The 24,666-nt window shown below is 47.8% G+C and carries 22 protein-coding genes and 1 other annotated feature; of the genes, 6 read left to right on the top strand and 16 right to left on the bottom strand.

Annotation, left to right across the window (positions count from 1 at the left end):
* Nucleotides 1-29 precede the first annotated feature (29 nt).
* The 15 genes from WGC32_RS06955 to cimA form a co-directional block, all read right to left on the bottom strand.
* A complete protein-coding gene (locus tag WGC32_RS06955) occupies nt 30-1,010 on the bottom strand; it encodes an ABC transporter permease (RefSeq protein WP_342681169.1) in 981 nt (326 codons plus the stop codon).
* Nucleotides 1,003-2,499, bottom strand: a complete 1,497-nt coding sequence (locus WGC32_RS06950; RefSeq protein ID WP_342681168.1) for a sugar ABC transporter ATP-binding protein — start codon at nt 2,497-2,499, stop codon at nt 1,003-1,005. The genes WGC32_RS06955 and WGC32_RS06950 overlap by 8 nt, the downstream gene beginning before the upstream one ends.
* Before the next feature lie 111 nt (nt 2,500-2,610).
* On the bottom strand, nt 2,611-3,669 hold the full coding sequence (locus tag WGC32_RS06945) for a substrate-binding domain-containing protein (protein WP_342681167.1): 1,059 nt from the start codon (nt 3,667-3,669) through the stop codon (nt 2,611-2,613).
* A 64-nt stretch (nt 3,670-3,733) separates the two neighbouring features.
* Nucleotides 3,734-4,141 carry a hypothetical protein gene (locus WGC32_RS06940; RefSeq protein WP_342681166.1) on the bottom strand — a complete coding sequence of 136 codons (408 nt, stop codon included), beginning with the start codon at nt 4,139-4,141 and terminating at the stop codon, nt 3,734-3,736.
* Between the two features lie 14 nt (nt 4,142-4,155).
* Nucleotides 4,156-4,923: an SDR family NAD(P)-dependent oxidoreductase gene (locus WGC32_RS06935; RefSeq protein ID WP_342681165.1), complete on the bottom strand. Its 768-nt coding sequence runs from the start codon at nt 4,921-4,923 to the stop codon at nt 4,156-4,158.
* Between the two features lie 17 nt (nt 4,924-4,940).
* Nucleotides 4,941-5,999: a mannonate dehydratase gene (locus WGC32_RS06930; protein ID WP_342681164.1), complete on the bottom strand. Its 1,059-nt coding sequence runs from the start codon at nt 5,997-5,999 to the stop codon at nt 4,941-4,943.
* A gap of 13 nt (nt 6,000-6,012) precedes the next feature.
* Entirely contained in the window at nt 6,013-6,936 is a 924-nt protein-coding gene (locus WGC32_RS06925; RefSeq protein ID WP_342681163.1) for an RraA family protein, read from the bottom strand.
* Between the two features lie 26 nt (nt 6,937-6,962).
* Nucleotides 6,963-7,937 (bottom strand): mannonate dehydratase, encoded by a 975-nt coding sequence (locus tag WGC32_RS06920; RefSeq protein WP_342681162.1) that lies wholly within the window; start codon nt 7,935-7,937, stop codon nt 6,963-6,965.
* Nucleotides 7,934-9,001 carry a lactonase family protein gene (locus WGC32_RS06915; protein ID WP_342681161.1) on the bottom strand — a complete coding sequence of 356 codons (1,068 nt, stop codon included), beginning with the start codon at nt 8,999-9,001 and terminating at the stop codon, nt 7,934-7,936. The genes WGC32_RS06920 and WGC32_RS06915 overlap by 4 nt, the downstream gene beginning before the upstream one ends.
* A 169-nt stretch (nt 9,002-9,170) precedes the next feature.
* The gene (locus WGC32_RS06910) at nt 9,171-10,061 is read right to left on the bottom strand and encodes a helix-turn-helix transcriptional regulator (RefSeq protein ID WP_342681160.1); all 891 of its coding nucleotides are present in this window, start codon (nt 10,059-10,061) and stop codon (nt 9,171-9,173) included.
* A 178-nt stretch (nt 10,062-10,239) separates the two neighbouring features.
* Entirely contained in the window at nt 10,240-10,746 is a 507-nt protein-coding gene (locus WGC32_RS06905) for a hypothetical protein (RefSeq protein WP_342681159.1), read from the bottom strand.
* 172 nt (nt 10,747-10,918) lie between these two features.
* A complete protein-coding gene (leuB, locus tag WGC32_RS06900) occupies nt 10,919-11,989 on the bottom strand; it encodes a 3-isopropylmalate dehydrogenase (protein ID WP_342681158.1) in 1,071 nt (356 codons plus the stop codon).
* 16 nt (nt 11,990-12,005) lie between these two features.
* The gene (gene leuD / locus WGC32_RS06895; RefSeq protein WP_342681157.1) at nt 12,006-12,494 is read right to left on the bottom strand and encodes a 3-isopropylmalate dehydratase small subunit; all 489 of its coding nucleotides are present in this window, start codon (nt 12,492-12,494) and stop codon (nt 12,006-12,008) included.
* Nucleotides 12,495-12,516: 22 nt separating this feature from the next.
* Nucleotides 12,517-13,779, bottom strand: coding sequence for a 3-isopropylmalate dehydratase large subunit (gene leuC, locus WGC32_RS06890; protein ID WP_342681156.1), 1,263 nt, complete (start codon nt 13,777-13,779; stop codon nt 12,517-12,519).
* Between the two features lie 109 nt (nt 13,780-13,888).
* A complete protein-coding gene (cimA, locus tag WGC32_RS06885; RefSeq protein WP_191510323.1) occupies nt 13,889-15,466 on the bottom strand; it encodes a citramalate synthase in 1,578 nt (525 codons plus the stop codon).
* A gap of 47 nt (nt 15,467-15,513) precedes the next feature.
* Nucleotides 15,514-15,766: a binding site (T-box leader), on the bottom strand.
* A gap of 187 nt (nt 15,767-15,953) precedes the next feature.
* Here cimA and WGC32_RS06880 point away from each other — a divergent pair.
* The 3 genes from WGC32_RS06880 to WGC32_RS06870 all read left to right on the top strand — a co-directional run bounded on the left by WGC32_RS06880 (nt 15,954) and on the right by WGC32_RS06870 (nt 19,536).
* On the top strand, nt 15,954-16,721 hold the full coding sequence (locus WGC32_RS06880; protein WP_342681155.1) for a polysaccharide deacetylase family protein: 768 nt from the start codon (nt 15,954-15,956) through the stop codon (nt 16,719-16,721).
* A gap of 120 nt (nt 16,722-16,841) precedes the next feature.
* Complete coding sequence (locus tag WGC32_RS06875) at nt 16,842-18,023, top strand: EpsG family protein (RefSeq protein WP_342681154.1); 1,182 nt, start codon at nt 16,842-16,844, stop codon at nt 18,021-18,023.
* A 121-nt stretch (nt 18,024-18,144) separates the two neighbouring features.
* Nucleotides 18,145-19,536, top strand: coding sequence for an undecaprenyl-phosphate glucose phosphotransferase (locus tag WGC32_RS06870; protein ID WP_342681153.1), 1,392 nt, complete (start codon nt 18,145-18,147; stop codon nt 19,534-19,536).
* 37 nt (nt 19,537-19,573) lie between these two features.
* On the opposite strand, the gene WGC32_RS06865 is transcribed toward WGC32_RS06870, so the two are convergent.
* Nucleotides 19,574-20,449, bottom strand: coding sequence for a YitT family protein (locus tag WGC32_RS06865; RefSeq protein WP_342681152.1), 876 nt, complete (start codon nt 20,447-20,449; stop codon nt 19,574-19,576).
* 249 nt (nt 20,450-20,698) lie between these two features.
* Here WGC32_RS06865 and WGC32_RS06860 point away from each other — a divergent pair, with 249 nt between their 5' ends.
* The 3 genes from WGC32_RS06860 to ispF all read left to right on the top strand — a co-directional run bounded on the left by WGC32_RS06860 (nt 20,699) and on the right by ispF (nt 24,547).
* Nucleotides 20,699-22,030 carry an MATE family efflux transporter gene (locus WGC32_RS06860; protein ID WP_342681151.1) on the top strand — a complete coding sequence of 444 codons (1,332 nt, stop codon included), beginning with the start codon at nt 20,699-20,701 and terminating at the stop codon, nt 22,028-22,030.
* Between the two features lie 63 nt (nt 22,031-22,093).
* A complete protein-coding gene (locus WGC32_RS06855; protein ID WP_342681150.1) occupies nt 22,094-23,257 on the top strand; it encodes an NAD(P)/FAD-dependent oxidoreductase in 1,164 nt (387 codons plus the stop codon).
* Nucleotides 23,258-23,347: 90 nt separating this feature from the next.
* Nucleotides 23,348-24,547 carry a 2-C-methyl-D-erythritol 2,4-cyclodiphosphate synthase gene (gene ispF, locus WGC32_RS06850; protein ID WP_342681149.1) on the top strand — a complete coding sequence of 400 codons (1,200 nt, stop codon included), beginning with the start codon at nt 23,348-23,350 and terminating at the stop codon, nt 24,545-24,547.
* Nucleotides 24,548-24,666: the final 119 nt, after the last annotated feature.

Genomic DNA, 24,666 nt, shown 5'->3' with positions numbered 1-24,666 from the left:
CCCTGCCCTCAGAGGAAGATCAGAAAAAGCTACTTGTGCTTGGGATTATAGGAATTGATGATAACAGCGATGAGGATTAATGCGCCTCTGACAATATACTGCATGTACTGGTTAATATTGAGCAGGGTCATGGCGTTGGTAATGATTCCATAGAAGAATAGGCCTACGAAGGTGCCCCAAACACGACCTTTTCCACCGGTAAAAGCAGTGCCGCCGATGACGACGCAGGAAATAGCGGTAAACTCCCAGCCTTTGCCAAAGTTAAAGTTACCGGACATGACCTGGGAAGAGGCCATGATGCCGCTGAGAACGGCACAGATTTGAACATAGATAAAAACAAATCTTTTTGTACGGACGATATTAGTACCATTGAGCCGTGCGGCTTCGCTATTTCCGCCGATGGCATAGATGCTACGGCCAAATTTAGTGTATTTGAGCAAAAAGAGGGTGACGCCAAACATGACTAAAGTAATAATGGCGGGAACAGGGATGCCTAAGATCAGTCCTGCACCGATGGCGTTATACCAAGAGGGAAAGGTGGTGACGGGGAATCCGTTGGAAATTACGGCCGCAAAGCCATAGATGATATACATGACGGCCATGGAAGCGACAAAAGCGGGCATTTTAAAGCGATAGACCAGGAAGTTGATGAAGGTGCCAATCAGAGCCGCAAAAATCAGCATGGTCAGGATACCGAGAACCACACAGAGCCATTCCGGAATACCGTAGGCAGGGAGGTATTCACAGAACAGGCCGATGACAATACCTGTTAGCGCTACGGTGGACGGGACGGAAAGGTCGATTTCGCCACAAATAATGGCCATCATCATACCGTAGGCGATAACACCTGCCAAAGCCATATTCCTAAAAATGCCCAGGATATTGGTAGTGGAAAGGAAACCGCTGGCGGTAAATGAAAGGGTAATAATCATCACAATGACCAAAAATTCGAATATGTGATTTAAAATAAAGGAAGTAACATTTTGCTTATCAATTTTGAGGTTATTCATCTGCAGTTCCCCCCATACTCATTGTGTAAAGTTGTTCAACAGTCACCGTTTCTGGATTTTTGACTTCTCCAATGATCCGGCCGCCTTTGATGATGAGAATCCGGTGACAGACTTCCAGCAGCTCTTCGAGTTCGGTAGAAACCATGATGCTGCTGATGCCTTTTCGAGATTGATCCCACATAATCTGGAAAATCTGTTGTTTGGCGCTCACATCTATACCGCGAGAAGGTTCGTCAAACATCATGATTTTTGGATTGGTGCCGATCCAGTTGCCAACCACAATTTTTTGCTGGTTTCCTCCCGAGAGGGAGGAGACAGGATCACTACTGCTGGCGAGTTTGATCTGCAGATCGTGGATCAGCTTGTTAGACAAGCGGGAAAGAGCTTTGTTTTCTAATGTTATGTGTTTGCCCAACATACTGTAGCTGGCAAGGGTCAGGTTGGATTCTATACTGTGGATATCAATTAAGCCCTGTTCCTGCCGGTCTTCAGGTGTATATGTGACCCCTAGCTTTTTCATTGCATTGGGAGTAGGATGTTCAACCTTTTTCGAACTTACATAGATTTCACCGCTGTCAAAAGGAGCGGCGCCAAAAATTGCTTGCAGAAGTTCGGTTCGACCAGAGCCCAGCATGCCTGCAATTCCTAAAATCTCTCCCTTTTTCAGCTGAAAGCTGACATCACTGAATTTGTGTTTGCAGGAAAGATGCTTTACCTCTAGAACCACTTCTTCTTCCACTGTGAGATCAGCGGGACGGGAGTTGATCTCCACATCACCAAACATCATATGGACTAATTCCGGACGACTCAATTGCTGCATATCCCGGACGCCGATCAGCTTGCCATCACGGAGTACAGTACAGGTATCAGCAATTTCCCACAGCTCGTGAAGCCGGTGAGACACGTAAATGATAATAAGCCCTCGGTCTTTTAGACGTTTGACAAGCTTAAAAATAGTTTGAACTTCTGCCTGGGTTACCGCTGAGGTGGGCTCGTCCAATTGGAGAACTAATGGATCAAAGTTGATGGCTTTAGCGATTTCTACCATTTGTCGTTCGCCAACGCTAAGATCGGAAACCAAGGCATCAGGATCGATTTCAATTTCCAACTCTTTGAGCAAAGATGCTGCCCTTGCCCGGGTGGCCTTCCAGTCAACGATAATACCTTTGGAGGGAAGGTTACCAATACAGATATTTTCCGCCACGGATAATTCGGGGATCAGGCTCATTTCTTGATAGACGGTGGCGATTCCCATTTGAAAGGCCTCAGAGGGAGTTTTGATGTCGAGTTGTTTTCCTCCAAGGCTGACGGTTCCAGAGGTCTTCTTCTCAGCGCCAGAAAAAATTTTCAGTAGGGTGGATTTGCCGGAACCGTTTTTCCCGATGAGAGCGTGGATCCTGCCAGAATCAAAGGAAACGCTGACATCATCCAGTGCTACGGTTCCTGGATATTGTTTTACAATATGGCGAGCTTCTAGGACATTTCCCATAATTTCCCCCTTTCCGCCGATGGAAGCCGCCCCAGAAAAGGGGCGGCATAACCGGCAGTTGCATGATGGGAGGACGAATCGGTCCTCAGTTGATTACAGCGGATGCCTATCTTAGGTTAATTCTTCTAATTTCGCTTTGTATTCTTCTACCTTGGCAAGGTCATCGCGGCTGAGGGGAAGACCCTCAAGGGCGGTCAGTTTTCCTTCATATTCGCTGACATCCTCTCCCAACAGGCTTTTGATGAGAATTTCCGCACAAGTATAACCGTTTTGATAGGCGTCCTGGCCTGTAGTGGCAATGAGGCGATAGCTTTCATCAAGGACCATGTCACAAATCTGCTCGGAAGCATCGGTACCAAAGACAGCGACCTTATCCCCTAGTCCCAGGTTGCGGACTGCCATGGTGGTTCCTACAGTTCCGCCGTCATTGGCGGCATACAGGATATTGATGTCAGGGTTAGCAGTCAGCATATCAGTTGCTGTGGTGACAGCAGTATCCTGAAGCCAAGCATCCTGATCAGCAACAACTTCGTACTCGATTCCCGCGTCATCCAGTGCAGCAAGGAAACCGTTGGAACGTCCTTCGCTGGCAATAGCAGCCTGGGATTTAAACTGGATAATGCCAATCTTTACATCCTGACCCTGCATGTTTTCCTGAATATATTTAACGGCAGCTTCACCAGAGGCACGTCCTAGACCCTCAGGCATGGTAGTGACAGAAGCAAGCACACCTTTGTCGATGGAGCCGTTCTTTTCGTATTGATCGTCGGCAGTGACGATGGTCATACCGGAATCAATGGCGGTGGAGAAGGTCTGAAGGCTGGTAGACATATCCGGAGACATTACCACAGCGCCATCAAGCCCTTGTTCTGTCCAGGTACGGATGATTTCGGATTCTCTGGTAGCATCGTTGCTGGAGTTGGCGGAATTAATTTCTACGCCATAGTCTGCAGCGGCTGCCTGGGCGCCTGCGTCAAACAGGGACATGAACATATCTTCTTGGAAGACCAAGCAGCCAATCTTAAGGCTGTCATCCCCGCCGGCAGAGCTGTCACCGGATGTGCCGCTTCCATTGGAAGCGCTTTCCCCTCCACCAGATGAGCAGGCGGCCAGTGTGAACAAAAGGACCAGTGCCAGAATTACGCTCAGGATTCTTTTCGAGAGTTTCATGATTCATACCTCCATTTTTTATAAATTGGTCAGTCATTCTGGGACCGACTATGGGACAGAATTATTAAAATACGGCGGTTTGCTTGATCTGCTGGATCATAGCAGGCGAGAGAGGGCAGTAGGGAGTATTCTGAGGAAAGGTGTTTTTTTCCTCCACGAGAAGGATTGCGCATCCCTCATCCATGATGGTATGGTGCCAGTGATACTGTTTGACATTGTAAAGCTTATATGGTTCCATTCGAATGATCTCTAGGCCACCAATTTCGTCGCCGCATCCGCCAAGAATAAGATAGGCATTGCCTTTGAGCAGGAGGAATACCTCATCGGTTTGCAGATGACGCTCCATATGATCGCTGTGGTCAACGGTGGCGTCGGGAGTGAAGTTGAGAGCAGCGATCCTCCAACTGCCATAGGACATGAGAACCTGGAAGCCTTCATCGTGATATTCATAAATTTCGAGCCCGGAGTTCATATCTTCACCTCACATCAGACATCTTTGCGAAGGCAAAGGCCACCATCGACAATCAGAGAAGCACCGGTAATATAAGAAGCGTCCTCAGATACCATGAAAGACACTGCTTTGGCCATATCCTCCGGATAACCGATACGTCCCAAAGGCACTGTTTGGTTGAGGTTGGAAAAGTCCTCTTCCGTCATATCCTTGGACATGCCCGTCAAAGTAGCGCCGGGAGCGACACAATTAAACCGGATGCCATAGGGATAAAACTCATAAGCCAGGGCCTTGCAAAGCGCCTCTAATCCCGCCTTGAGACTGGAATAAAAACTCTGGGTAGGAAGGGGATGATAAGCGTTGACAGAGGTGACCAGGAGGATATTGCCTCCCCTCTTTTGATCACGCATCAAACGGCCCGCTGCCTGGACACAGTAAACAGCCCCCATAAAGTTGGTGCGAAGTATATTTTCCAAGTCTTCCTCCGTATTTTCTAGAAAACGGCAGACTTTGGTGACGCCGGCATTGCTGACAAAGATGTCCACACCGCCCAGCTCTTTGACAAACTGAAAAAAGGCGTCGATTTCACTTTTTTCTTTGATGTCAAAGCAGCGGCCAATAGCTTTGCCTCCAGCGTCTTCAATCATTTGAACGGTTTCTCCGACTCGGGCTTCGTTGCGGCCTGTAACGACAACGGTAGCGCCCTCGGCCGCCAGCTCTAAAGCGATTGCGCGGCCAATACCGAAGCTGGAGCCGGTGACTACCGCAATTTTGCCGGAAAATTTTCCTTGTGGGGCATCCATTTTATTACCTCCTTTTCTTATGGTTCATAGACTCCGGCCGCCTGCATGGCAGCCTTGATGTACCCCATTTGATAGGCCATTGCGCAGTGCCAGGGAGCACTACAATCCATGGCTGGGGCGTGATCAGGAACCAGAACTCCGTCGTAGCCGCCCTTTTTGAGTGCGGTTAGTACCTGGAAAATGTCCAGATCTCCTTCATCTACAAAGACTTCGTAGTAATCTGGTACCTGACCCACCACATTGCGCAGATGAGCATATCCGATTTTGCCCTGTTGTGCAAAAGAGGTGACAGCATCATAGACATTGGCATCCATTTCAGCCATAGTGCCGATACACAGCTCCAGCGCGTTGGAGGGATGGGGGACAAGGTCAATGAGTTTTTGGAACATATCGTGGGTATGGATCAATCTAGCGTTTTGACGGAGCCGGGGCACAGGGGGATCGTCGGGATGTGCCGCTAATATGACACCGGATTCACCGGCTACAGGTAGGATTTGTTCCAGAAAAAATCGGCATCTTTCCCATAGCTCTTCATTGGAGATGGATTCCTGCACCCCCTGAGGAGCATCGGGATCATATACCATATTCCACACTTCACCCTTTGGAATAGGGATATCGTTGTCTGGATCGGAGGCGAGAAAATGAGGCGTCATGGCCTTGCCACGGGCCAGGGGCTCAAACTTTCTGCCATATACGCCAGTGAGGCTGAAGTTATATCCCATATACCGAATGCCGGCTTTTCCCATGTTCTGGATGATGTATTTAATGCGGTCGAGCTGACGGTTCTTTTTTGGCCCATCGAGTAAGATGTCGTACCAATCGCCGGGATCAAAATTTTCAACGCCATACCATTCCAATCCCTCCTGGGCCATTTCCTTTTTGATAGACAGCAGTGAGTCTAGGTTCCAAATAGGATCACCACCCCGAGTAATGGGAACGCCTTGGCTCGTCGCTCCGGACCAAGCGCCGTTGTAGGAAGTTAAGTGGGCGATAATGCCGGAGGCACTGGCTTGCCGTGCAAAACGGTAATTTTCCCGGTTGAGTTTCTCTCTGGTGAGGTTAAGTGCCAGTTTCATGCTGTCCCTCCCTTTAAACTACAGTGGTTTTTACAGTGACAATGCCGGTAAATTCTCCGTCTTTCCCCGATTCTACTTCCTCTTTTTCAGCAGTCCAGTCCAGATATTGATAATCCTGGGCTAGGGGAGAGGTGGAAAACCAATGGAGAAAATCGTCAAACACGGCCTTGCTCCAGATATTTCTATCAATATCCGCGGATCTATAGGTGCCGCTTTGTAGCCTCTCAAACCCAAACATATCTTTTACCTTAGTTTTTTCGCAACGGACAGCCACGTCCTCTGCCAGGTGAGCGGGGATAAAGATGACGCCGCTTTCTGTGCCGATGACGACATCTCCCGGCATGCAGATAGCATTTCCAATACGGCAGGGCACGTTGATCCCACCCAGCATTACATCGCCGATGGGAGTGGGATCGATGCCGCGGTAATAGAGCTGAAAATCTTCAATAGAAATGATTTGGGATAGATCGCGGATGCCTCCCCAAACGATAGCTCCGCCGTTCTTGGTCCGTGATTTGATGGCGGTGGAGAGATTGCCCCCGACAAATGTGCCTTGATAGACCTTGTCGCACATGTCCACAACGAGGATATCACCCTCCTGGAGCTCATCCACAACCCATTGGTTGAAGAAACCTCTCCTACCTTCCTCGTTCTGTCCATGGCGCAGAAGCTGCATATGGACATCAGGGCGGGAGGGAAGCATAACAGTGGTCAGAGCCCGTCCGATCATTTTCCGATTCTGATTGGTCCGATTGAGACTGCCTTCGAATTGGTATTTAAAGCCAAGATCCCACATTGGCGCCCATACTTCTTCGATGGTAGCATCCCGCAAACGATCCAGGATTTGGTCACTTACCCGGGGACGCCCATCGTCAAATCGTTCGCCTTTCCAGTGAGGAGAGAGGGCGATGACATCCTCTCGATTATAAAAAGTCATAATATTGCCCTTCCTTTATTTCTGATTTATTCATGGGCACATCCCAGGGCATCTAGGATTCCCCGCAGATACCCGGTGGCGTAGAGCCGCCCCATAGCGCTGTAGCCGGCTAATGTGGGATCCTCCCCCTCCATAGTGGCCACATGATCAACCCGCATGCACCCGTTAAAACCGTTTTCTTCAAAGAGGCTTAAGCATTGGACCATATCATTTTGTCCCTCGTCATGCCATGCCTCCCGGAACTTATATTTATTTCCGACAATGTCACGAAAATGGGCAAAGAATACCTTTCCGGTTTTGGTGAGGACTTCGATATTTTCTGGAAGAGGCTCATCCATAGCACCGTATGTACCCATACAGAGGGTAATCCCGATGTTGGGGCTATTTCCCAGCTCTAGAAGACGAAGAATATTTTTCTGCCCTGTCAGGATACGGCTGATACCCAGAATGGAGTCCACAGGAGGATCATCAGGATGAAAGGCTAGCTTTACGTTATTCTTTTCCAACTCGGGACGAACGGCGTCTAAGAAATAGGCCAAATTATCCCAGAGCATTTCTTGGGTGACCTCTCCGTATTCTGTCAAATCCCCATGGCTCATATCTTCATGGTCATATCCTGTCACCATGGAACCGCCTCGGGCTGGAATTGTAAGATTGGTCCGGGTCCATCCCAGGACAGGCATAAAGTTATTACAGATAACGGGAACACCAATTGCCCCTGCAAGGCGGATATCAGTAATATATTCCTCGATCTGTTGATCCCGTCCAGGGAGCCCGAGCTTGATGAGTTCGTCTGGAGGCCCAGACTCAAAGACTTCTAGGGTATATCCCTGGCTTTCGAAGCGATGACGGAATGTCGACATCTGCCGTAACAGACAGGCCCAACCTTCTTTATGGTTGAGTTCTGGAAAAGGGGTACCGGCGTATTTGACGCCCAATTGACGAGAATATTTCCAGACGATGTCAGGGGTGTTGGGAAGCTGTTCAGAGATTCTTATCATGTTTGATTCCTCCTTTTTGTGAGCTCTATGATGCAGGAAGGCGAATGGATTTGGACTTCCTGTTTCTGAAAAGTCAAGGCTCCGGTATGCTTGTCCCGGAGGAAAAAGCTAACTTTGTTAGAATCTTGGTTGGCGACAGCCACAAAACTATGGGAAACATGGAGATCCCGGGGTGTTTTTCCATGACTGGGAACGATTTCGACCGGCTGTAATATGCCGGAAGGCAAAATCCGAAAGACAGCGATACTGTCGTGCCCCCTGTTGGAGATATACAGGAAGCGGCCATCTGGGGAAAGACGAATGGCAGCACAGGTGCTGTTTTGTACGCCTGGGGGCAGAGTAGAGAGCGTTTGAAAAATTTGATATTTTCCGCCTGTTTCCCTTAGGGCAAAAACCTGGGAACTTAATTCCGACACAGCATAGATGATCTTGGAATCCAGGATGGAAAATAAAAGATGCCGGATTCCACAGCCAGATGGGAAATCTATATCCCGTAATGGGTCATGGATTAATTTGCGGTTTGGGGCATCAATTTTATAGCAGAAGATCCGATCCAGCCCCAAATCGGCGGTCATGACAAAGGTTTGATCCGGTGAGACAACACAGCAATGGACATGCGGAGCTTCCTGCCGCAGAGGATGGGAACCATGTCCACAATGCTGTTTCTGGTCGCAGAGAAGTAATTTCTCATCTTCTGTCAGAGAAAACATAGAAAGGCTGCCGCCAAGGTAGTTTGATGCAAAAAGGAACCTGTGCCGGTCGTCGATAGAAAGATGGCAGGGGCCAGGGCTTCCTGTAGACATCGCGGTCTTTAGCTGAATAGTGTTTTTTTCAATATAAAAGGAAGCGACACCCCCACCAGGCTTTCCATCAAAGCATTCAGTTTCGAGGATGGCATAAACTTTCTGATCGTTACCGATCAGGTAGGAGGGATTTTCTACCCCTTGAAAAGTGTCAATGATCTGGGCGGAAAGAGTCTCGTCATGGAGAGAGAGCAAGAATAGTCCGGGATCATTTTTACTGCAATAACTGCCAATTAAAAGAAAGAAATCGTCATTTTTCATGTTAGTTTTCTCTTTTCTTTGTTTTTTTTAGTATAACTGACCATAAAATCGAAATCTTCCATTCTGTTGCCCTTTTTTTGTTGATTTTTGACATTTACTATTTTTTACGCAAATAAAAAAGCAGACCTATAAAACAGGTCTGCTTTTCAAAACAGAAAGATGATATTTTTTACTCCTTGTCCTTCAAGCTGGAAGGCCATGATGAACAACAGATCATACCATGAGTGCTGCGATATTTTTTAGGGGACATATGGAACACCTCTGAAAAACAGTGGTAAAAATTACTCAGGCTTTCGAAGCCGGATTCGATGGAAATTTTCAGAATATTCCAGTCTGAGTTAAGCAGCATTTGGGCAGCGTAATTGAGCCGCAGGGAAGTGATGAATTTTGTCGGTGTTGTATGATAGTGCTTTTTAAACATACGACTGAGATAGGCTGAGCTCTTTTGCGAAATTTCGAGCATAGCGTCCATGCCCTCTACGAAGTTTTCCTTTTCATTCATGCTGATAACCAGTTTTTCCAGCCAAGGAGGGACGGGGCTCTTCTGCCGAACCGAAAAGGCGGGCAGAAACCGGGCCATAATTTCCATCAATACCATCTTAAGTTCAAAGATAGCGTAGGGCTCGCTGCGACTGAACATAGAAGATATATTCCCAAGTTTTTGGTCAAAATACCGCAGGGTTGCTATATCTAAATGGATGAGAGGAGGGTTTTCTCCCTGTTGGAGCAGCCATTCCAATTTGTCTTGACTGCAAAGATATTGGAAAATAGAGTGCATCATAGAGGAGGAGAAGCCCCAATGATGAGCAAGAATATCCTCGTCCAGTGATTTCTTATAATGAATTTCTCCAGGACGGATAATAATCAGGGTTCCCTCATCTAGAATGGTATTGAAATTGGGTGTTTCGTAAGACATATTCCCTCGAATGATGAGGGTGATTTCGAAAAAATCGTGGTAGTGGGAACAAGAGGAATCGTTGGAATGCCACATGATTTCATCCCGCATAATGTCGGGACTATCATAGTTAAGATAGGCCAACGTAAAAAAATTGGTAATCATACAGGATCCTTTCCATTCTCAGACAGCATCGGACTTTATAACAATGCCTCATTTGAAGTTTTGCTTTGTTGTTATAGCATAGCACAGGATAAAATTTCCTGTCAATTTTACCCGCGAAAAGAAATTCATGTTCTAAAAATAATAAAAACAGCTATGGTGGCTGCCCTAAAAATAAAAGTCAGAGGAAAAAAGAGATGGTATAGTGTTGGTCTCTTTTAATAATGCCAAAGTAAGAGAAGGTGATCCGCATGTTGATGGTTTTCAGGCGGCCTTCATTTTCAGGAGATATGCGAACAAGATAGATCAGCTGAAAGGGGGTAGAAGGAAGCTTCTCTCCCTCTGCGCTGACCAAATTTCCACCAAAATCATCAGTGGAACTTGTCAGAAAGGGGGTAGTTTCCTGCCCTTTATAGAGGTAAAGCGAAATATCTTGGGAGCTTAATAGGTTGGTCCCACCATAAAAGCTGACTTTTTCAATGGTGGGGGAAAGAAATCCTTCTTTTGTAGCGATGTTGCCGATATAGTAAGGGGTATTATATGCGTAATTGTGGAGAACCTGGCGCTGTGAAATCTGTAACTTAGGCAGAAATAGCATATCATAGACAAGATAGATGACAAAGATGCCCGCCAAGGTCAATACAATCGCTGTGAATGCAGGTCGAAACCAATTCAATTTCTTTTCCATATTGCACCTCCAAACACCTCCGTGTTTCAGTGGGCGGAGAGTGATCTAATATGATGATATAAAAAGCGCTCTACTATAGAATTCACTGGTTGGATGGTATTTATGCGAGGAAGAATCTAGCTAAAAAATAAAGGGACCGAGGAAATATTTCCTTGGTCCCTTTATTTTTTAGCTAGATCAGGGAAGCTATCTGATCTCCCATCTCAGTGCAGGAGAGCAGGGTACAACCTTCACTCATAATATCACTGGTTCGATATCCCTGCGAAAGGACTGTAGCTACTGCATCTTCAATAGCATCGCTTTCTTTTGCCATATCGAAGGAGTATTTCAGCATCATCGCAGCGGAAAGAATGGTAGCAATGGGATTGGCGATATTTTTCCCGGCAATATCCGGAGCGGATCCATGGATGGGCTCATACATGCCCAGAGTCCCTGCTCCTAAGCTAGAGGAGGGAATCATCCCGATAGAACCGGTAATCATACTAGCCTCATCGGAGAGAATGTCGCCAAACATGTTTTCGGTAACGATGACGTCAAACTGGCCGGGATTGCGCACCAGCTGCATGGCGGTGTTATCCACCAGCATATCAGCGTATTCCACATCGCCGTATTCCCGGGCCAGACGATGCATGACCTCCCGCCAAAGCCGGGAACTGTCCAACACATTGGCCTTATCGACACTGGTCACCTTTTTCCGGCGCTTCCTTGCCATTTCAAAGGCTACCCGGCCAATCCGTTCAATTTCGTGCTCGGAATAACCCATCGTATCATAGGCGTATTTTTCCCCGTTTTTCACTGTGGTGCCCCGCTCGCCAAAATATACGCCGCCAATAAGCTCACGAACGATGACCAGATCCAGTCCGCCGCCACTAATGTCAGGGCGCAGGGGACAAGCGTGAGCCAGCGGAGGGAAGAGTTTAGCAGGACGAATGTTGGAGAAAAGACCCAAAGCGCTGCGGATGCCGAGAAGAGCCTTTTCTGGGCGGAGGTTGCCGTCTAGCTGATCCCATTTGGGACCGCCCACAGCTCCCAACAGCACACTGTCGCTTTGCCTGCATTTCTCAATGGATTCCTGGGGCAGGGGATGACCGGTTGCGTCAATGGCGCAGCCACCGGCCAGTACCTCAGTGTAGGAAAAATGGTGGCCATAGGTTTGCGCAATTTTGTCCAGGACCTTGACAGCCTCACCGACGATTTCAGGTCCAATGCCGTCACCCTTGATCAGCGCAATATTCTTATTCATAGTAGGGTGCTCCCTTCTATTTGTTGTTTTTTAGATAATTGAGCAGCCCGTTGAAATTGATAATCCCTTTGATAAAATCTGGGAAGGGCTGAGCCTGATAGCCTTCATTTTTTGTTAGATTCTTGATGATACCAGTGTCAAAGTCGATTTCCACCTCATCACCATCGGAAATTTTGTCACAGGCTTCCTCGCACTCCAGAATTGCCAGCCCAATATTGATAGAGTTGCGGTAAAAAATGCGGGCGAAGGAGCGGGCAATGACACAGGAAATGCCGCTTTCCTTGATTGCAATAGGGGCGTGTTCCCGGGAGGAGCCGCAGCCGAAGTTATAGCCTGCTACAATGATGTCGCCGGGATGAACCTTATTTGTAAAATCTTTGTCCAGATCTTCCATACAGTGGGAGGCTAGCTCCTTGGGATCTGCGGAGTTGAGATACCGCGCTGGAATAATGACGTCGGTATCCACGTTGTCACCATATTTTAATACTTTGCCGTGTGCATTCATTGTTCCTAACCTCCTTTGTCGATTACAGCTGGTCTGGGGTAGCGATAACGCCTGCCACAGCGCTGGCGGCAGCCACAGCCGGACTTGCAAGATAGACCTCTGATTCCGGATGTCCCATCCGGCCTACAAAGTTGCGGTTGGTGGTGGCGACGGCTCTTTCCCCTTTGGCGAGGATACCCATATATCCGCCGAGGCAGGGACCGCAGGTAGGGGTGGAGACAACGCAACCAGACTCGATGAAGGTTTCCAGAAGTCCCATTTTCATGGCCTCCAGATAGATTTTCTGGGTGGCTGGAATGATAATGGCCCGTACACCCTTCTTTACCTTTCTGCCCTTGAGCACCTGGGCGGCGGCTACAAGGTCGCTGAGACGGCCGTTGGTGCAGGAGCCGATGACCACCTGATCGATGGCGACAGGCTCTTTGATTTCTTCTACAGTCTTTGTGTTTTCGGGGAGATGGGGGAAGGCCACCGTGGGCTTGATCTGACTTAGATCGATGTCATAGACTTTTTCATACTCTGCATCGGGTTCAGCTTCATAGACCTGAAAATCCCGGTGAACTTTGTCTTTGACATAATCAAGAACCACATCATCTACCTGGAAAATGCCATTTTTGGCTCCTGCCTCAATGGCCATATTGGCCATACAGAGCCGATCGTCCATGGAGAGGGAGGAGAGGCCTTCTCCACTAAATTCCATAGATTTGTAGAGGGCCCCATCTACGCCGATCATACCGATAATATGCAGGATGACGTCTTTGCCGCTGGCATAACCGGTCAGTTTGCCTTTGAGATTAAATTTAATGGCAGAGGGGACTTTAAACCAGGCGACACCTTGTGCCATACCGGCGGCCATATCGGTGGAGCCGACGCCGGTGGAGAAAGCACCCAGCGCGCCGTAGGTGCAGGTGTGGGAATCAGCACCGATGACCAGTTCTCCTGGAGCAACCAAGCCTTTTTCCGGTAAAAGCGCATGCTCTACCCCCATTTGTCCCACATCATAATAGTTGACGATTTCCATCTTTGCTGCAAAATCGCGGCATTGCTTTGCCTGTGTTGCGGCTTTGATGTCCTTATTTGGAGTAAAATGATCCATGACCAGGGAGATTTTTTCCTTATCAAATACCTGCTCAAAGCCGTACTTATAAAATTCGTTAATGGCGACGGGAGAAGTGATGTCATTGCCGAGTACCATATCCAGCTTTGCACTGATAAGTTCTCCGGCTCGCACCCGTTCTTTGCCGGCGTGAGCGGCGAGGATTTTTTGTGTCATTGTCATACCCATGAGTAAAATCCTTCCTTTCTTTGAACAGAAAACATAGCTTCTGCAATTTTTATCAGATAAACTTGCAACTAATAACCAATTCTAAAAATTTATTATAACAGATTTTTTCTCATTTGTCAGGATGAGCGTCCTTGTAAAGTTTGTATTCGATGGAATCAGACAAGGCGGTAGCACTGGCGTTAATGACGTCGGTCGATACGCCGATGGTGGTCCAGACATTCTGCCCGTCGGTAGACTCGATGAGAACCCGGACTTTGGCGGCGGTGGCCTGGTGGGTTTCCATGACACGGACCTTATAGTCGATAAGGCGCATGTGGGAAAGGGCGGGATAGAAAACCTCTAAGGCCTTGCGCATGGCCTTGTCCAAGGCATGGACAGGGCCGTTTCCCTCATCAGCAGTGATTTCGTATTGATCTCCCACCTTGATCTTTACCATAGCGGAGGAAGGGGCGCTTTTATCCTGTTCCCGCTCTCCGATGATTTTAAAGTGTTCAATGTGGAAAAATGGGGTAAAACGTCCTAGGCGTTTGAGAATCAGAAGCTCCAAGGAGGCGGAAGCGGATTCAAATTGGTAGCCCTCCAGCTCTTTATTCTTGAGTAGTTCTACCATTTCCTGCGCCTGGGGGGAATCTTTGGTAATGGAATGATCCAGGTGGCTGAGCTTTTTGACGACAGCCCCCCGCCCTGCTACCTCTGAAAGGAGGATGTTGCGCTTATTTCCCACTGTTTCCGGCGGAATATGCTCAAAGGAAGCGGGGTTTTTGTTGACCCCATCTACATGCATGCCACCCTTATGGGCAAAAGCGCTTTTCCCCACATAGGGCATACCATGATCCACCGTGAGATTGGAAATTTCGGCAATGTAGGTGGCAGTTTTGGTGAGAAGGCGAATGTTTTCGTCCGGGATGCAATGATATCCCGCCTTGAGCTGGAGAGAAGGGATTACAGTGGATAGATTGGTATTGCCACACCGTTCTCCAAACCCGATATAGGTGCCCTGGACATGGGTTGCCCCGCCTTTAACTGCCATGAGGGTACCAGCCACCGCACATCCTATGTCATTGTGGCAGTGGATGCCCACTTTAACAGGAAAGCGCGCACAGACAGCCTTGGTCATCTCATAAATTTCATCGGGAAAACATCCGCCGTTGGTGTCACAAAGGTTCAGACAGTCAGCGCCAGCCCGAACCGCAGCTTCTAAGGCCTGCATTGCATAATCCGGATTCTTTTTATATCCGTCGAAAAAATGCTCTGCATCAAAGATGACCTCTTTGCCGTGACTCTTAAAATAGGCAAGGGTCTCTTCAATCATCCGAAGATTTTCCTCCAGGGTGGTGCGGAGAATCTCGGTGACATGCATATCCCAGCACTTGCCGAAGATGGCCACAGTAGAGGTGCCGGCGCCGATAAGGGCCCGGACGTTTTTATCCTCTTGGACCGGGATATGACATCGACGGGTAGAGCCGAAGGCAACCAAACGGGAATAACGAAGATCCAGCATTTTAACCCGTTCGAAAAACTCCATGTCTTTGGGATTAGAGCCGGGATTACCGGCTTCAATATAATCCACACCCAGCCGGTCCAGAGACCGCACAATATTCAGTTTATCCTCCACCGAGAAGGAAATGCCTTCCCCTTGGGCGCCATCCCGGAGGGTGGAATCCAATATCTCGATTTTTCTGGTCATGTGATCTGCCCCTTTCGAGATTTTTCTAACAAAAAAAGCCTGCGTCTGCAAGAGACGAAGGCTTTGGCTTCCGTGGTACCACTCTTATTGACATCTTTTGAGAAGATGCCCACTTATTTCCGCATCTTTTGATCAATGCGGCCTGTCTTTAACGGTCAGGAACCGGCAAAGCTTACTTGCCCAGATGGGGTTCAGCCAGCAGCTCAGGGGTGATTGCTCCACCGCATATCTATTGCCTTTCACCAGCCGGCAACTCTCTAAAAGAATCTGTCGGTGTAATTTCCCCATCATCGCTTTTCTCGTGTTGCTAAAATCATATGCCAAATTATATGACTTGTCAAGTCGTTGAGAAAAATTAGGGCATATCGACAATTTCACCGAGAATTATAGAAGAATCCCTGGTGCAAAGTAATGATTTTTTCTTCTGCTGAAAGATAAAGGCTCATATATTGAAGAGAGATGAAAAACAATGAAAGGGAGCGGGAATATGGGCTATTCTGTTGTAACAAAAAAGAAGCTGATGCTCAGCAGCTTTGTGATTCTCTTCGGCATAATGATTGCCGTCTGCATTGCCTACGGGGCCTCCAGAGTGGTAGGGACAATGCAGGATAAAAAGGATATCCCCATTTACAGCGTGGACACCCAAGAAAAGAAGGTGGCGATTACCTTTAACTGCGCCTGGGATGACAAGGATATTGATGCACTACTTCAAATCTTGGAAGGCTATAACGCCAAATGTACCTTTTTTGTGGTGGGACAATGGTGCGAAACCTACCCGGAGTCTGTGAAGAAATTGGCTGAAGCCGGACACGAGGTCATGAGCCATTCGGACACCCATGCGGATATGACACAAATTTCCAACGAGCAGATCCAGGCGGAAATCCAGAACTCCTGTGATAAAATCCAAGCGGTTACCGGGGTAAGGCCGACCCTCTTTCGGGTGCCCTCGGGTTCCTATAACAGCGAGGTGGTACGGGCTGTACGTGATGCGGGCCTTGAGTGTATTCAATGGAATATAGACTCTATCGACTGGAAAAAGCCAGGTGCCGAAACAATTGTAGAAAGGGTGATGGGTAAGGTGGGAAATGGCTCTATTGTACTATTTCACAGTGGCGCGCCAGATACCCCCACAGCCCTTCCCCAGATATTGGGCCAGCTGCGGGAAAAAGGCTATGAATTTGTGACGGTAAGCTCCCTGATTTATCCAGCTCCCTATACCCTGGACCATGAGGGAAGGCAGCATCAGGATTTATGATAAAAGATAGAACAGATTGTTTATATCCACCCAATAGATAGGCATAATAACCGTGTAACCATATGTTTTCGGGACATTGAAAAAGATGAGAACTATGTCCCAAAGAAGGCGGGTGGATGTGTGCTCCCCTATTATTTACTGCTACTTCCGGTGGCAGTGCTAGGGTTTGTGCTCTGCGAACGCAGGGGCAGCCGGAGAAATGATTTAATCTATCTATGTGTGGTAACAGCTGTGATGATGCTCATGGCAAGTTTGCGTGCCGATACTGTAGGGATAGATTATAAAATGTATGCCAACTATTTTCAGTCGGTGGCAAACCATGACCTTAGCTACCTAATTTCAGCGGAGAATCCCTATCGAATTGAATTTGGATTTAGTCTGCTTAACTATCTAGTTTCCCTTGTTACAAATCATACCTATGTGTTTATGGCGGTAGTCGCAGTTCTGACCATTGGGCTGCGAGCCGTAGCCATCTACCGATATTCTTCCTCTGTTTGGATCAGCGTTTTTACCTTTGTCGCCTTCGGATTCTTCGGCTATACCATGTGCACCCTTCGGCAGGAAATAGCGATTTCCATCCTATTGTTTGCCATCCCCTTTCTGCAAAAGAAAAAGTTGGTTCCTTATATACTGCTGGTCCTGCTGGCCGCCTCCTTCCATAAAAGTGTGCTGATTTTAATTCCCATTTATTTCTTGGCCAATCTGCCTGTCAATTGGAAATCGCTGGTCATCTATGGGGCAGGAACAGGACTAATCCTTATTTTTTCCTGGCCCATTATCAATTTTGTGACCAAATTTGTCTATCAATTTTATACCGAAACGGAACAGGGACGCTACTATCTCATGGGCAGAGATGTTAAGACGGCGCTCATCCCCATTGTAGTGTTTATCGCTGCCTATTGTCTGAAAAAAAGATTACTCAACAGAAATCCACAGAATGTGGTGCTGCTGAATTTCACAATGTATGCGGCCTTTTTGTTCATACTCACCATAAAGCATTTCATCTTTCAACGGGTTGCTTTGATTTTCTTCCCGGCGATCATCTATCTGCTTCCAGAGATCGTTTGTTCGGTGCAGGTGGATCCAGAGAAAACTGAGGAACTCACCCTGCTCCAGCAGGCGGATAGAGGCAGAAGAAAGCAAACAAGCGCCAAAGAAACAAAGCTGCGGACCGAATTGAGAGATCAAAAAGCCCTGTATTATGCTGCCATTGGGTTTGTTCTTGCAGTGGGGCTTTTGTATTACGCTTTTCTGTTGCAAACGAACCGGCTGCTGCTGGTCCCTTATGTCACATTGTTCTGAGGACGGCAGAAAATGCCCCGGACATCCGGGGCGTTTTTGATTACAGATAAAAATTCTCATTTATGATAGAAGATGGAAGATAAAACAAAAGGAAGTGCAGATCCAAAGAGGAGCTAACGGAATGATAAAGGAGAATCAAAGGCTTTTCAACCTGTTACTGGTGTTAGGCGATGCTATCATCAGCATTTTTTCCATGCTGTTGTCTTACCACATCCGGTTTGATTTGTTAGCGGGAGAAAGTAATGCCATAGAACTTGTCTATTATATGCAGCTGATGCTTGTAGCAGTACCGGCCTATTTTTTGATTTACCATTATTTCGGCCTCCACGAAACCTATCGACATAAGACGCTGACGTCTGAAATCGGTAAGGTGATGGAGGCCAATCTTGTTGGTATTATTTTTATCTTTGTATTGGCCTTCTTTTTAAAGGAAGTCAATATTTCCCGGATGGTTATCCTTCTATTCGGAGGGATCAATTTCATTTTATCCTCAATAGAGCGGATCATCTTGCGGAAACTGTTACGGTATCTGAGAAGAAAGGGCTACAATTTAAAGCATCTACTCCTCGTGGGATGGAATGAAGCCGCTGGCGAATTTTTTGACAAGATCAGCACCAACAAGAATTTGGGCTACAGGATAGATGGATATATCAGCGGTCAGAAGGAAGATGTGGGGGGGAGGGACATCCCTTACAGCGGGGATTTTTCACGGCTGCAGGATCTGCTTGCCGGCAGTGGAATTGATGAAGTAGTCATCTCTTTAGACTATGACGAGTTTCCTCATTTAGGGGATATCATCGATATTTGTGAGAAGTCCGGAGTGAAATCCAGTCTCCTGCCCTTCTACACGAAATACCTGCCTACAAGACCCTACATTGATGAAATCGAGGGAATGCCCCTGATCAACCTGCGACGCGTTCCGCTGGATAATCCCATCAATTCCTTTGTAAAGCGAAGCTTTGATATCCTAGCATCAGGGCTAGGGCTGCTAATTTTGTCCCCTCTTTTGCTTGTCATCGCTGTCGGGGTCAGATGTACCTCCCCGGGTCCCATTATTTATCGTCAGCAGAGGATTGGTCGGAACAAGAAACCTTTTACTATGTATAAATTCCGTTCCATGCAGATGGACGACCGGTCAGATATGACTACCTGGGGAACCCAAAACGACAGCCGGAGAACCAAATTCGGAGTATTCCTCCGAAAATACAGCATAGATGAGCTGCCACAGCTTTTTAATGTGCTCAAAGGGGACATGAGCTTAGTAGGCCCTCGGCCGGAACGTCCTTTTTTTGTGGGGAAATTTAAGGAGGAAATTCCTCTTTATATGATGAAGCATCTGGTGCGCCCTGGTATTACGGGCTGGGCTCAAATTCATGGATGGAGGGGAGATACCTCTATTTTGGAACGGATTAAGTGCGATATTTTCTATATCGAAAACTGGACTTTTTTTCTGGACATCAAGATTTTGATCTTGACGGTATTTAAAGGCTTTATCAACCATGCCGAGGAATGAAGAAAAGGTAGCCGGTTTCCGGCTGCCTTTTCTTATGTTAGTCCAGATGGCGGAAGCCACGGCCCAGCACGTCGCCGGCCTCGCAGCCGACAATAAATGCACCGGGATCCACCTGCATGGTAAGCTTTCTCACCTTGTGAAATTGGGATTTGCTGACCACGCAGAAGATAACATTTTTCTGGGAATGCTTGTAGCCCCCTTCGCCCTTGAGAACAGTCACCCCTCGATGAAGATCCTGTAGGATCCGGTTTTCTATGGCGGAGCTCTGATCAGAGATGATGAAGAGAAGCCGGTTGATGTTCATACCATAGACCAGCTGGTCCATGACCAAGCCGGAAATGTAGATGCAGATACCAGCGAAGATGGCAGAATCAATGTTGCCAAAGACAAAGATGGAGGCGATCACGATCAGCATATTAGCTCCGGTCAACAGTTTGCCCATAGAAAATTGGGGAAACCTTTTCTGAATGAGAGCGCCTACAATGGCAGTACCTCCCGTAGTGGAATTTCCCATATAGACAAGACCATTTCCAATGCCCATAAGGATCCCGCCAAATAGACTGGCCAGCAGGGGAGCCAGGGCAGAGGTGGAAGGGTATTGAGGCATCCAGATGACCAGCAAGTCGGTACAGACACTGAGCAGAGCGGTAGAAATTGCCGTACGTATGGTAAACTGATGGGAGATATGGAGCCAGGATAGGATAAGCAGGGGAACATTAATAGCGAAGGTCATAACGCCGATAGGAAGGCCCCATAGAAAGTTAATCATGGTGGCAAGACCAGTGATACCTCCTGGTGCAATCTGATGGGGCGTAGTAAAAATATGGACCCCCATGGCATAGCAATAGGAGCCAAGCAGGTTGATGAGAAAAAATCGGGCAATTTCCTTCCAATCATATTTGGACTGTTCCACGGGAGGACCTCCTTGCAGTTTAGTTTCTCTTTTAAGTATAGCGGGAGTTTTCTTATTTCTCAAACCTTTTTTCCAACAAAAAGTTCATGACATTTCAGACGAAATAGACAAAATGACAAGAAAACAGAAAAGAAAAGCAGAAAATACTGCTATGATTTTACAAATATTTTGTTCTCTCCATACATACTCTTGCTTTTTGGGATAAAAAGGCGCATAGTTTAATAAAAAAGTGTATTTTGAAGGTGGAGTATGTTTTCAAAGCGGGATCTAAGAAAACTCATTATACCGCTGATGATCGAGCAAATTCTAGCGGTAACCGTAGGTATGGCGGACACGGTAATGGTGGCCAATAACGGTGAAGCGGCTGTCTCTGGTATTTCTTTGGTGGACACTATTAATATTCTCTTAATTAATGTGTTTTCGGCTTTGGCCACAGGCGGCGCGGTGGTGACATCCCAATACTTGGGGCGCAATGACGAGAGAAACGCCCGAATAGCTGGTAAACAACTCATTTACACGGTGGCTATTCTTTCTGTTGTCATTATGGTAATTTGCCTTTCTTTGCGCAATCATTTGCTGAATCTAGCCTTTGGCCACATTGACGCGGATGTTATGACAAATGCCCAGACCTATCTGTTCCTGTCCGCACTTTCCTATCCCTTTATCGCTGTGTATAACGCGGGAGCAGCCCTTTTCCGTTCCATGGGTAACTCTAAGGTATCTATGTTCGCCTCGCTTCTGATGAATATCGTCAACATTTCCGGAAATGCAGTTTTAATCTATGGATTTGATATGGGAGTTGCCGGTGCCGGTATTGCTTCATTGGCGTCTCGGCTTCTTGCTTGCGTTTTTATTATCATATTACTGCATCGATCGACGCTGCCTGTCCATGTGGAGAAACTGTGGAGATTTGACCTAAAACCCAGAATGATCCAGAATATTCTGCGGATCGGTGTCCCTAATGGGCTGGAAAACGGCATGTTCCAGATAGGAAAAATACTGGTACAGGGGCTGATCGCCACCTTTGGTACAGCGGCTATTGCGGCCAATGCGGTGGCGACTACAGTTGCCAATGTAGCAGTGTTGCCGGGCACCGCAATAGGACTAGCAATGATTACAGTGGTGGGCCAATGTGTTGGGGCCGGAGACTATGACCAGGCCACCTGTTATACTGTCAAACTGACAAAGCTAGCTTACCTGTGCATGGGAATTCTCAATGCTGTGATTCTTTGTGCTTCTCCTGCATTGGTTGCCTTTTTCAACCTTTCTGACACAGCAGCAAAAGATGCTCTATTGATCCTGATCTATCACAGTATTTGTGCAGCTTTTCTATGGACAGCTTCCTTTACGCTGCCCAACGGATTGCGGGCCGCAGGGGATGTCAAATATACCATGATAATGTCCATCATCTCTATGTGGGTGTTCCGCATCGCGTTTAGCTATCTGTTGGCCAGCTGGATGGGAATGGGAGTTTTTGGTGTCTGGATTGCTATGACCATTGACTGGCTGTTCCGGCTGATTGTATTTATTGGGCGCTTTGTCCGGGGCAAATGGAAAAATGCCAATATGCTCAAAGCATGATCCTGCTGCATATTTTCCTGAAAATAGTACAGGATGAAATTAGAATATGGTGAGGTGGAAACGATGAAACACGTGATTATCGGCGCGGGACCCGCCGGCCTGACGGCTGCGAAAACAATCCGCGGGTTGCGGCAAGAAGATGAGATTGTTGTTGTCAGCACAGATCAAAAGGTTTATGGAAGGAATATGCTTTTGCGTTATCTTTCCGGAGAAAAAACGGCGGAAAAGATCAATTTTGTGGAGCCGGATTTTTTCGAGAAATACCAGGTCCGTTGGATCTCCGGACAGGGCGCTGAAGAAATATATCCAGAACAAAAAGAAGTGCTTCTTTCCGACGGTTCCCGGGAAAGCTATGACAGGCTTCTAATCGCATCCGGTGCCCAGCCTTCTATCCCGCCAGTAGAGCATCTGCGGGAGGCTACCGGGGTATTTGTGTTCCGTGATATGCCGGATGCAGACGCAATTTTAAAGGAAATCAGCCAGGGTTGCCGGGTGGTTGTCATTGGCTCGGGGCTCGTGGGGATGGATGTTACAGAAGCTCTGTTGCATCGCGGATGTCAGGTAACGGTAGTGGAGATGGCGGATCGGATCATTCCGCTACAGCTGGATCAAGAAGCTGCGGCAAGGTATCAGAAAGCTTTTGAGGAGCGTGGCGCTTCCTTTGTCCTTCAGGCAAAGGTGGAAAGCTGCCTTATAGATAGCGATTCTCATGCACGAAGCATTCTGCTGGCAGATGGCAGGAAAATCGACTGTGACATCATTGTTGTGGCGGCAGGCGTACGCCCCAATTTTTCCTTTGCGAAAAGCTCTGTGAAGAGTGACAGAGGGGTTACCGTGAATGAGCACATGATGACCTCTTTGCCGGACATCTTCGCCGCGGGAGATGTGACCGGTTTGACCGGGACATGGCTGTGCGCCGTGGAACAGGGAAAAGTAGCCGGGGAAAATATGGCGGGGAAAGATTCAGTTTATCAAAATGCTTATCCGCCGCGCAATGGGCTCAACTATTATGGTATCATGTCCCTCGCCATTGGGGATATCTTCTTGGATGGTGGGACTTATGTTGTCAAAAGGGAAGAAAAGAGCTATCAGCGCGGGGTGGTTCTCGATGGAGTCCTGCGTGGAATGCTTCTTGTGGGTAATATCGCGAAAGGAAATGCCTGGACCAAAATGATTCGTGAGGGGAAACAGGTCCCTGCAGATGAAGAATTGTTCTCTATGGTTTAATAAAAAAGCCGGAAGTAAAGCTTCCGGCTTTTGCTTTTTTTTTCTATAGGAGTTATGATAGAAGGGAGAAATAGAGAGGCTGGGAAGTGTATGAAAGAAAAGGTAACGGCGATTGTGGTGGCGGCAGGATCTGCCAGCCGGATGGAGGGCATTGACAAGCAATGGGCCCTGATAGATGGGATTCCGGTGTTGGTACATAGCTTGATGGCCTTTGAACGCAATGACCGAATTGACGAGATTATTGCGGTGGTACGTCAGTCCGACCGGGAGAAGACAGAGAATGCGGCCCGGCAATATGGCATCCAAAAACTCAACGCCGTAGTAGCGGGAGGGGACAGCCGGCAGGCGTCGGTAAAGCAAGGCATCCTTGCGGCAAATCCACAGACAGCATATTACTGCATACACGACGGCGCCCGGCCTTTGGTCAGCCAAGCAACGATTGATGCCTGCCTTTCTTTGGCGGAAGAAAAGGGTGCCTGCACGGCGGCGGTTAAGGTAAAAGATACCATCAAGGTGGGAGGATGTGACGGCAGTATTGACCATACTCCCGATCGGGAACAGCTTTATATTACCCAAACTCCCCAGGTTTTTGCTGCACAGCTTTATCGAGACGCTCTGCAAGAGTGTGAAGCGGCGGGACTTTCCATGACCGACGACTGCCAGCTGGTGGAACGCCAGGGGAAAAAAGTGTACTTGGCCCAGGGAGATTACAAAAATATCAAAATTACCACCCCAGAGGATATTCAGGTAGCGGCAGCTCTTTTAAAAGAGAAGGGCCAGCCATCCTACAGAGAGGAGAGAAAGGCTGTGCGGATCGGGCACGGATATGATGTCCATCGTTTGGTAGAGGAACGCCCTTTGATTTTGGGCGGAGTGCATATTCCGGGAGAATGGGGGCTGCTGGGCCACTCTGATGCGGATGTCCTTTTGCATGCGGTGATGGACGCCCTTTTGGGGGCGCTTGCCCTGGGCGATATCGGCAAGCACTTTCCAGACACAGACGAAAGTTACCAGGGCGCGGACAGCAAAAAGCTCTTAGAGAGGGTGATGGCCCTGATAGTAGAAAGAGGATACCGCTTAGAAAATTTGGATGCTACCGTCATTGCCCAGTGGCCCAAATTGTCGCCTTATATTCAGGAGATGCGCCGGAATATTGCGGCGCTGTGCCATGTGGACACCGAAGTGGTATCGGTGAAGGCCACCACCGAAGAGGGGTTGGGATTTACAGGCGCAAAAGAGGGAATAGCGGCCCATGCCGTTTGCCTATTGACAAAAAATAAGAAGCTTTGAGAAGGGTGTGCCCGTTTGGATATAAAGCGGACACACCCTTCTTCTGAGTGCGCATATGATGTAAAAGCCGCGGTGATGTCTGATAGGAAAGGAATACCCGCCGGCAAGGCCTCACGGAC

The sequence above is a fragment of the Zongyangia acetica genome, assembly GCF_038739695.1.
Lineage (GTDB): Bacteria > Bacillota > Clostridia > Oscillospirales > Ruminococcaceae > Zongyangia > Zongyangia gallinarum.
The sequence above is the reverse complement of the archived record's forward strand: the minus strand, read 5'-3'. Positions and strand labels throughout refer to the sequence as shown.

Coding starts and splice junctions, on each gene's coding strand:
- WGC32_RS06955 (WP_342681169.1), bottom strand. CDS start 1,010: ATGAATAACCTCAAAATTGATAAGCAAAATGTTACTTCCTTTATTTTA.
- WGC32_RS06950 (WP_342681168.1), bottom strand. CDS start 2,499: ATGGGAAATGTCCTAGAAGCTCGCCATATTGTAAAACAATATCCAGGA.
- WGC32_RS06945 (WP_342681167.1), bottom strand. CDS start 3,669: ATGAAACTCTCGAAAAGAATCCTGAGCGTAATTCTGGCACTGGTCCTT.
- WGC32_RS06940 (WP_342681166.1), bottom strand. CDS start 4,141: ATGAACTCCGGGCTCGAAATTTATGAATATCACGATGAAGGCTTCCAG.
- WGC32_RS06935 (WP_342681165.1), bottom strand. CDS start 4,923: ATGGATGCCCCACAAGGAAAATTTTCCGGCAAAATTGCGGTAGTCACC.
- WGC32_RS06930 (WP_342681164.1), bottom strand. CDS start 5,999: ATGAAACTGGCACTTAACCTCACCAGAGAGAAACTCAACCGGGAAAAT.
- WGC32_RS06925 (WP_342681163.1), bottom strand. CDS start 6,936: ATGACTTTTTATAATCGAGAGGATGTCATCGCCCTCTCTCCTCACTGG.
- WGC32_RS06920 (WP_342681162.1), bottom strand. CDS start 7,937: ATGATAAGAATCTCTGAACAGCTTCCCAACACCCCTGACATCGTCTGG.
- WGC32_RS06915 (WP_342681161.1), bottom strand. CDS start 9,001: ATGAAAAATGACGATTTCTTTCTTTTAATTGGCAGTTATTGCAGTAAA.
- WGC32_RS06910 (WP_342681160.1), bottom strand. CDS start 10,061: ATGATTACCAATTTTTTTACGTTGGCCTATCTTAACTATGATAGTCCC.
- WGC32_RS06905 (WP_342681159.1), bottom strand. CDS start 10,746: ATGGAAAAGAAATTGAATTGGTTTCGACCTGCATTCACAGCGATTGTA.
- leuB (WP_342681158.1), bottom strand. CDS start 11,989: ATGAATAAGAATATTGCGCTGATCAAGGGTGACGGCATTGGACCTGAA.
- leuD (WP_342681157.1), bottom strand. CDS start 12,494: ATGAATGCACACGGCAAAGTATTAAAATATGGTGACAACGTGGATACC.
- leuC (WP_342681156.1), bottom strand. CDS start 13,779: ATGGGTATGACAATGACACAAAAAATCCTCGCCGCTCACGCCGGCAAA.
- cimA (WP_191510323.1), bottom strand. CDS start 15,466: ATGACCAGAAAAATCGAGATATTGGATTCCACCCTCCGGGATGGCGCC.
- WGC32_RS06880 (WP_342681155.1), top strand. CDS start 15,954: ATGGGCTATTCTGTTGTAACAAAAAAGAAGCTGATGCTCAGCAGCTTT.
- WGC32_RS06870 (WP_342681153.1), top strand. CDS start 18,145: ATGATAAAGGAGAATCAAAGGCTTTTCAACCTGTTACTGGTGTTAGGC.
- WGC32_RS06860 (WP_342681151.1), top strand. CDS start 20,699: ATGTTTTCAAAGCGGGATCTAAGAAAACTCATTATACCGCTGATGATC.
- WGC32_RS06855 (WP_342681150.1), top strand. CDS start 22,094: ATGAAACACGTGATTATCGGCGCGGGACCCGCCGGCCTGACGGCTGCG.
- ispF (WP_342681149.1), top strand. CDS start 23,348: ATGAAAGAAAAGGTAACGGCGATTGTGGTGGCGGCAGGATCTGCCAGC.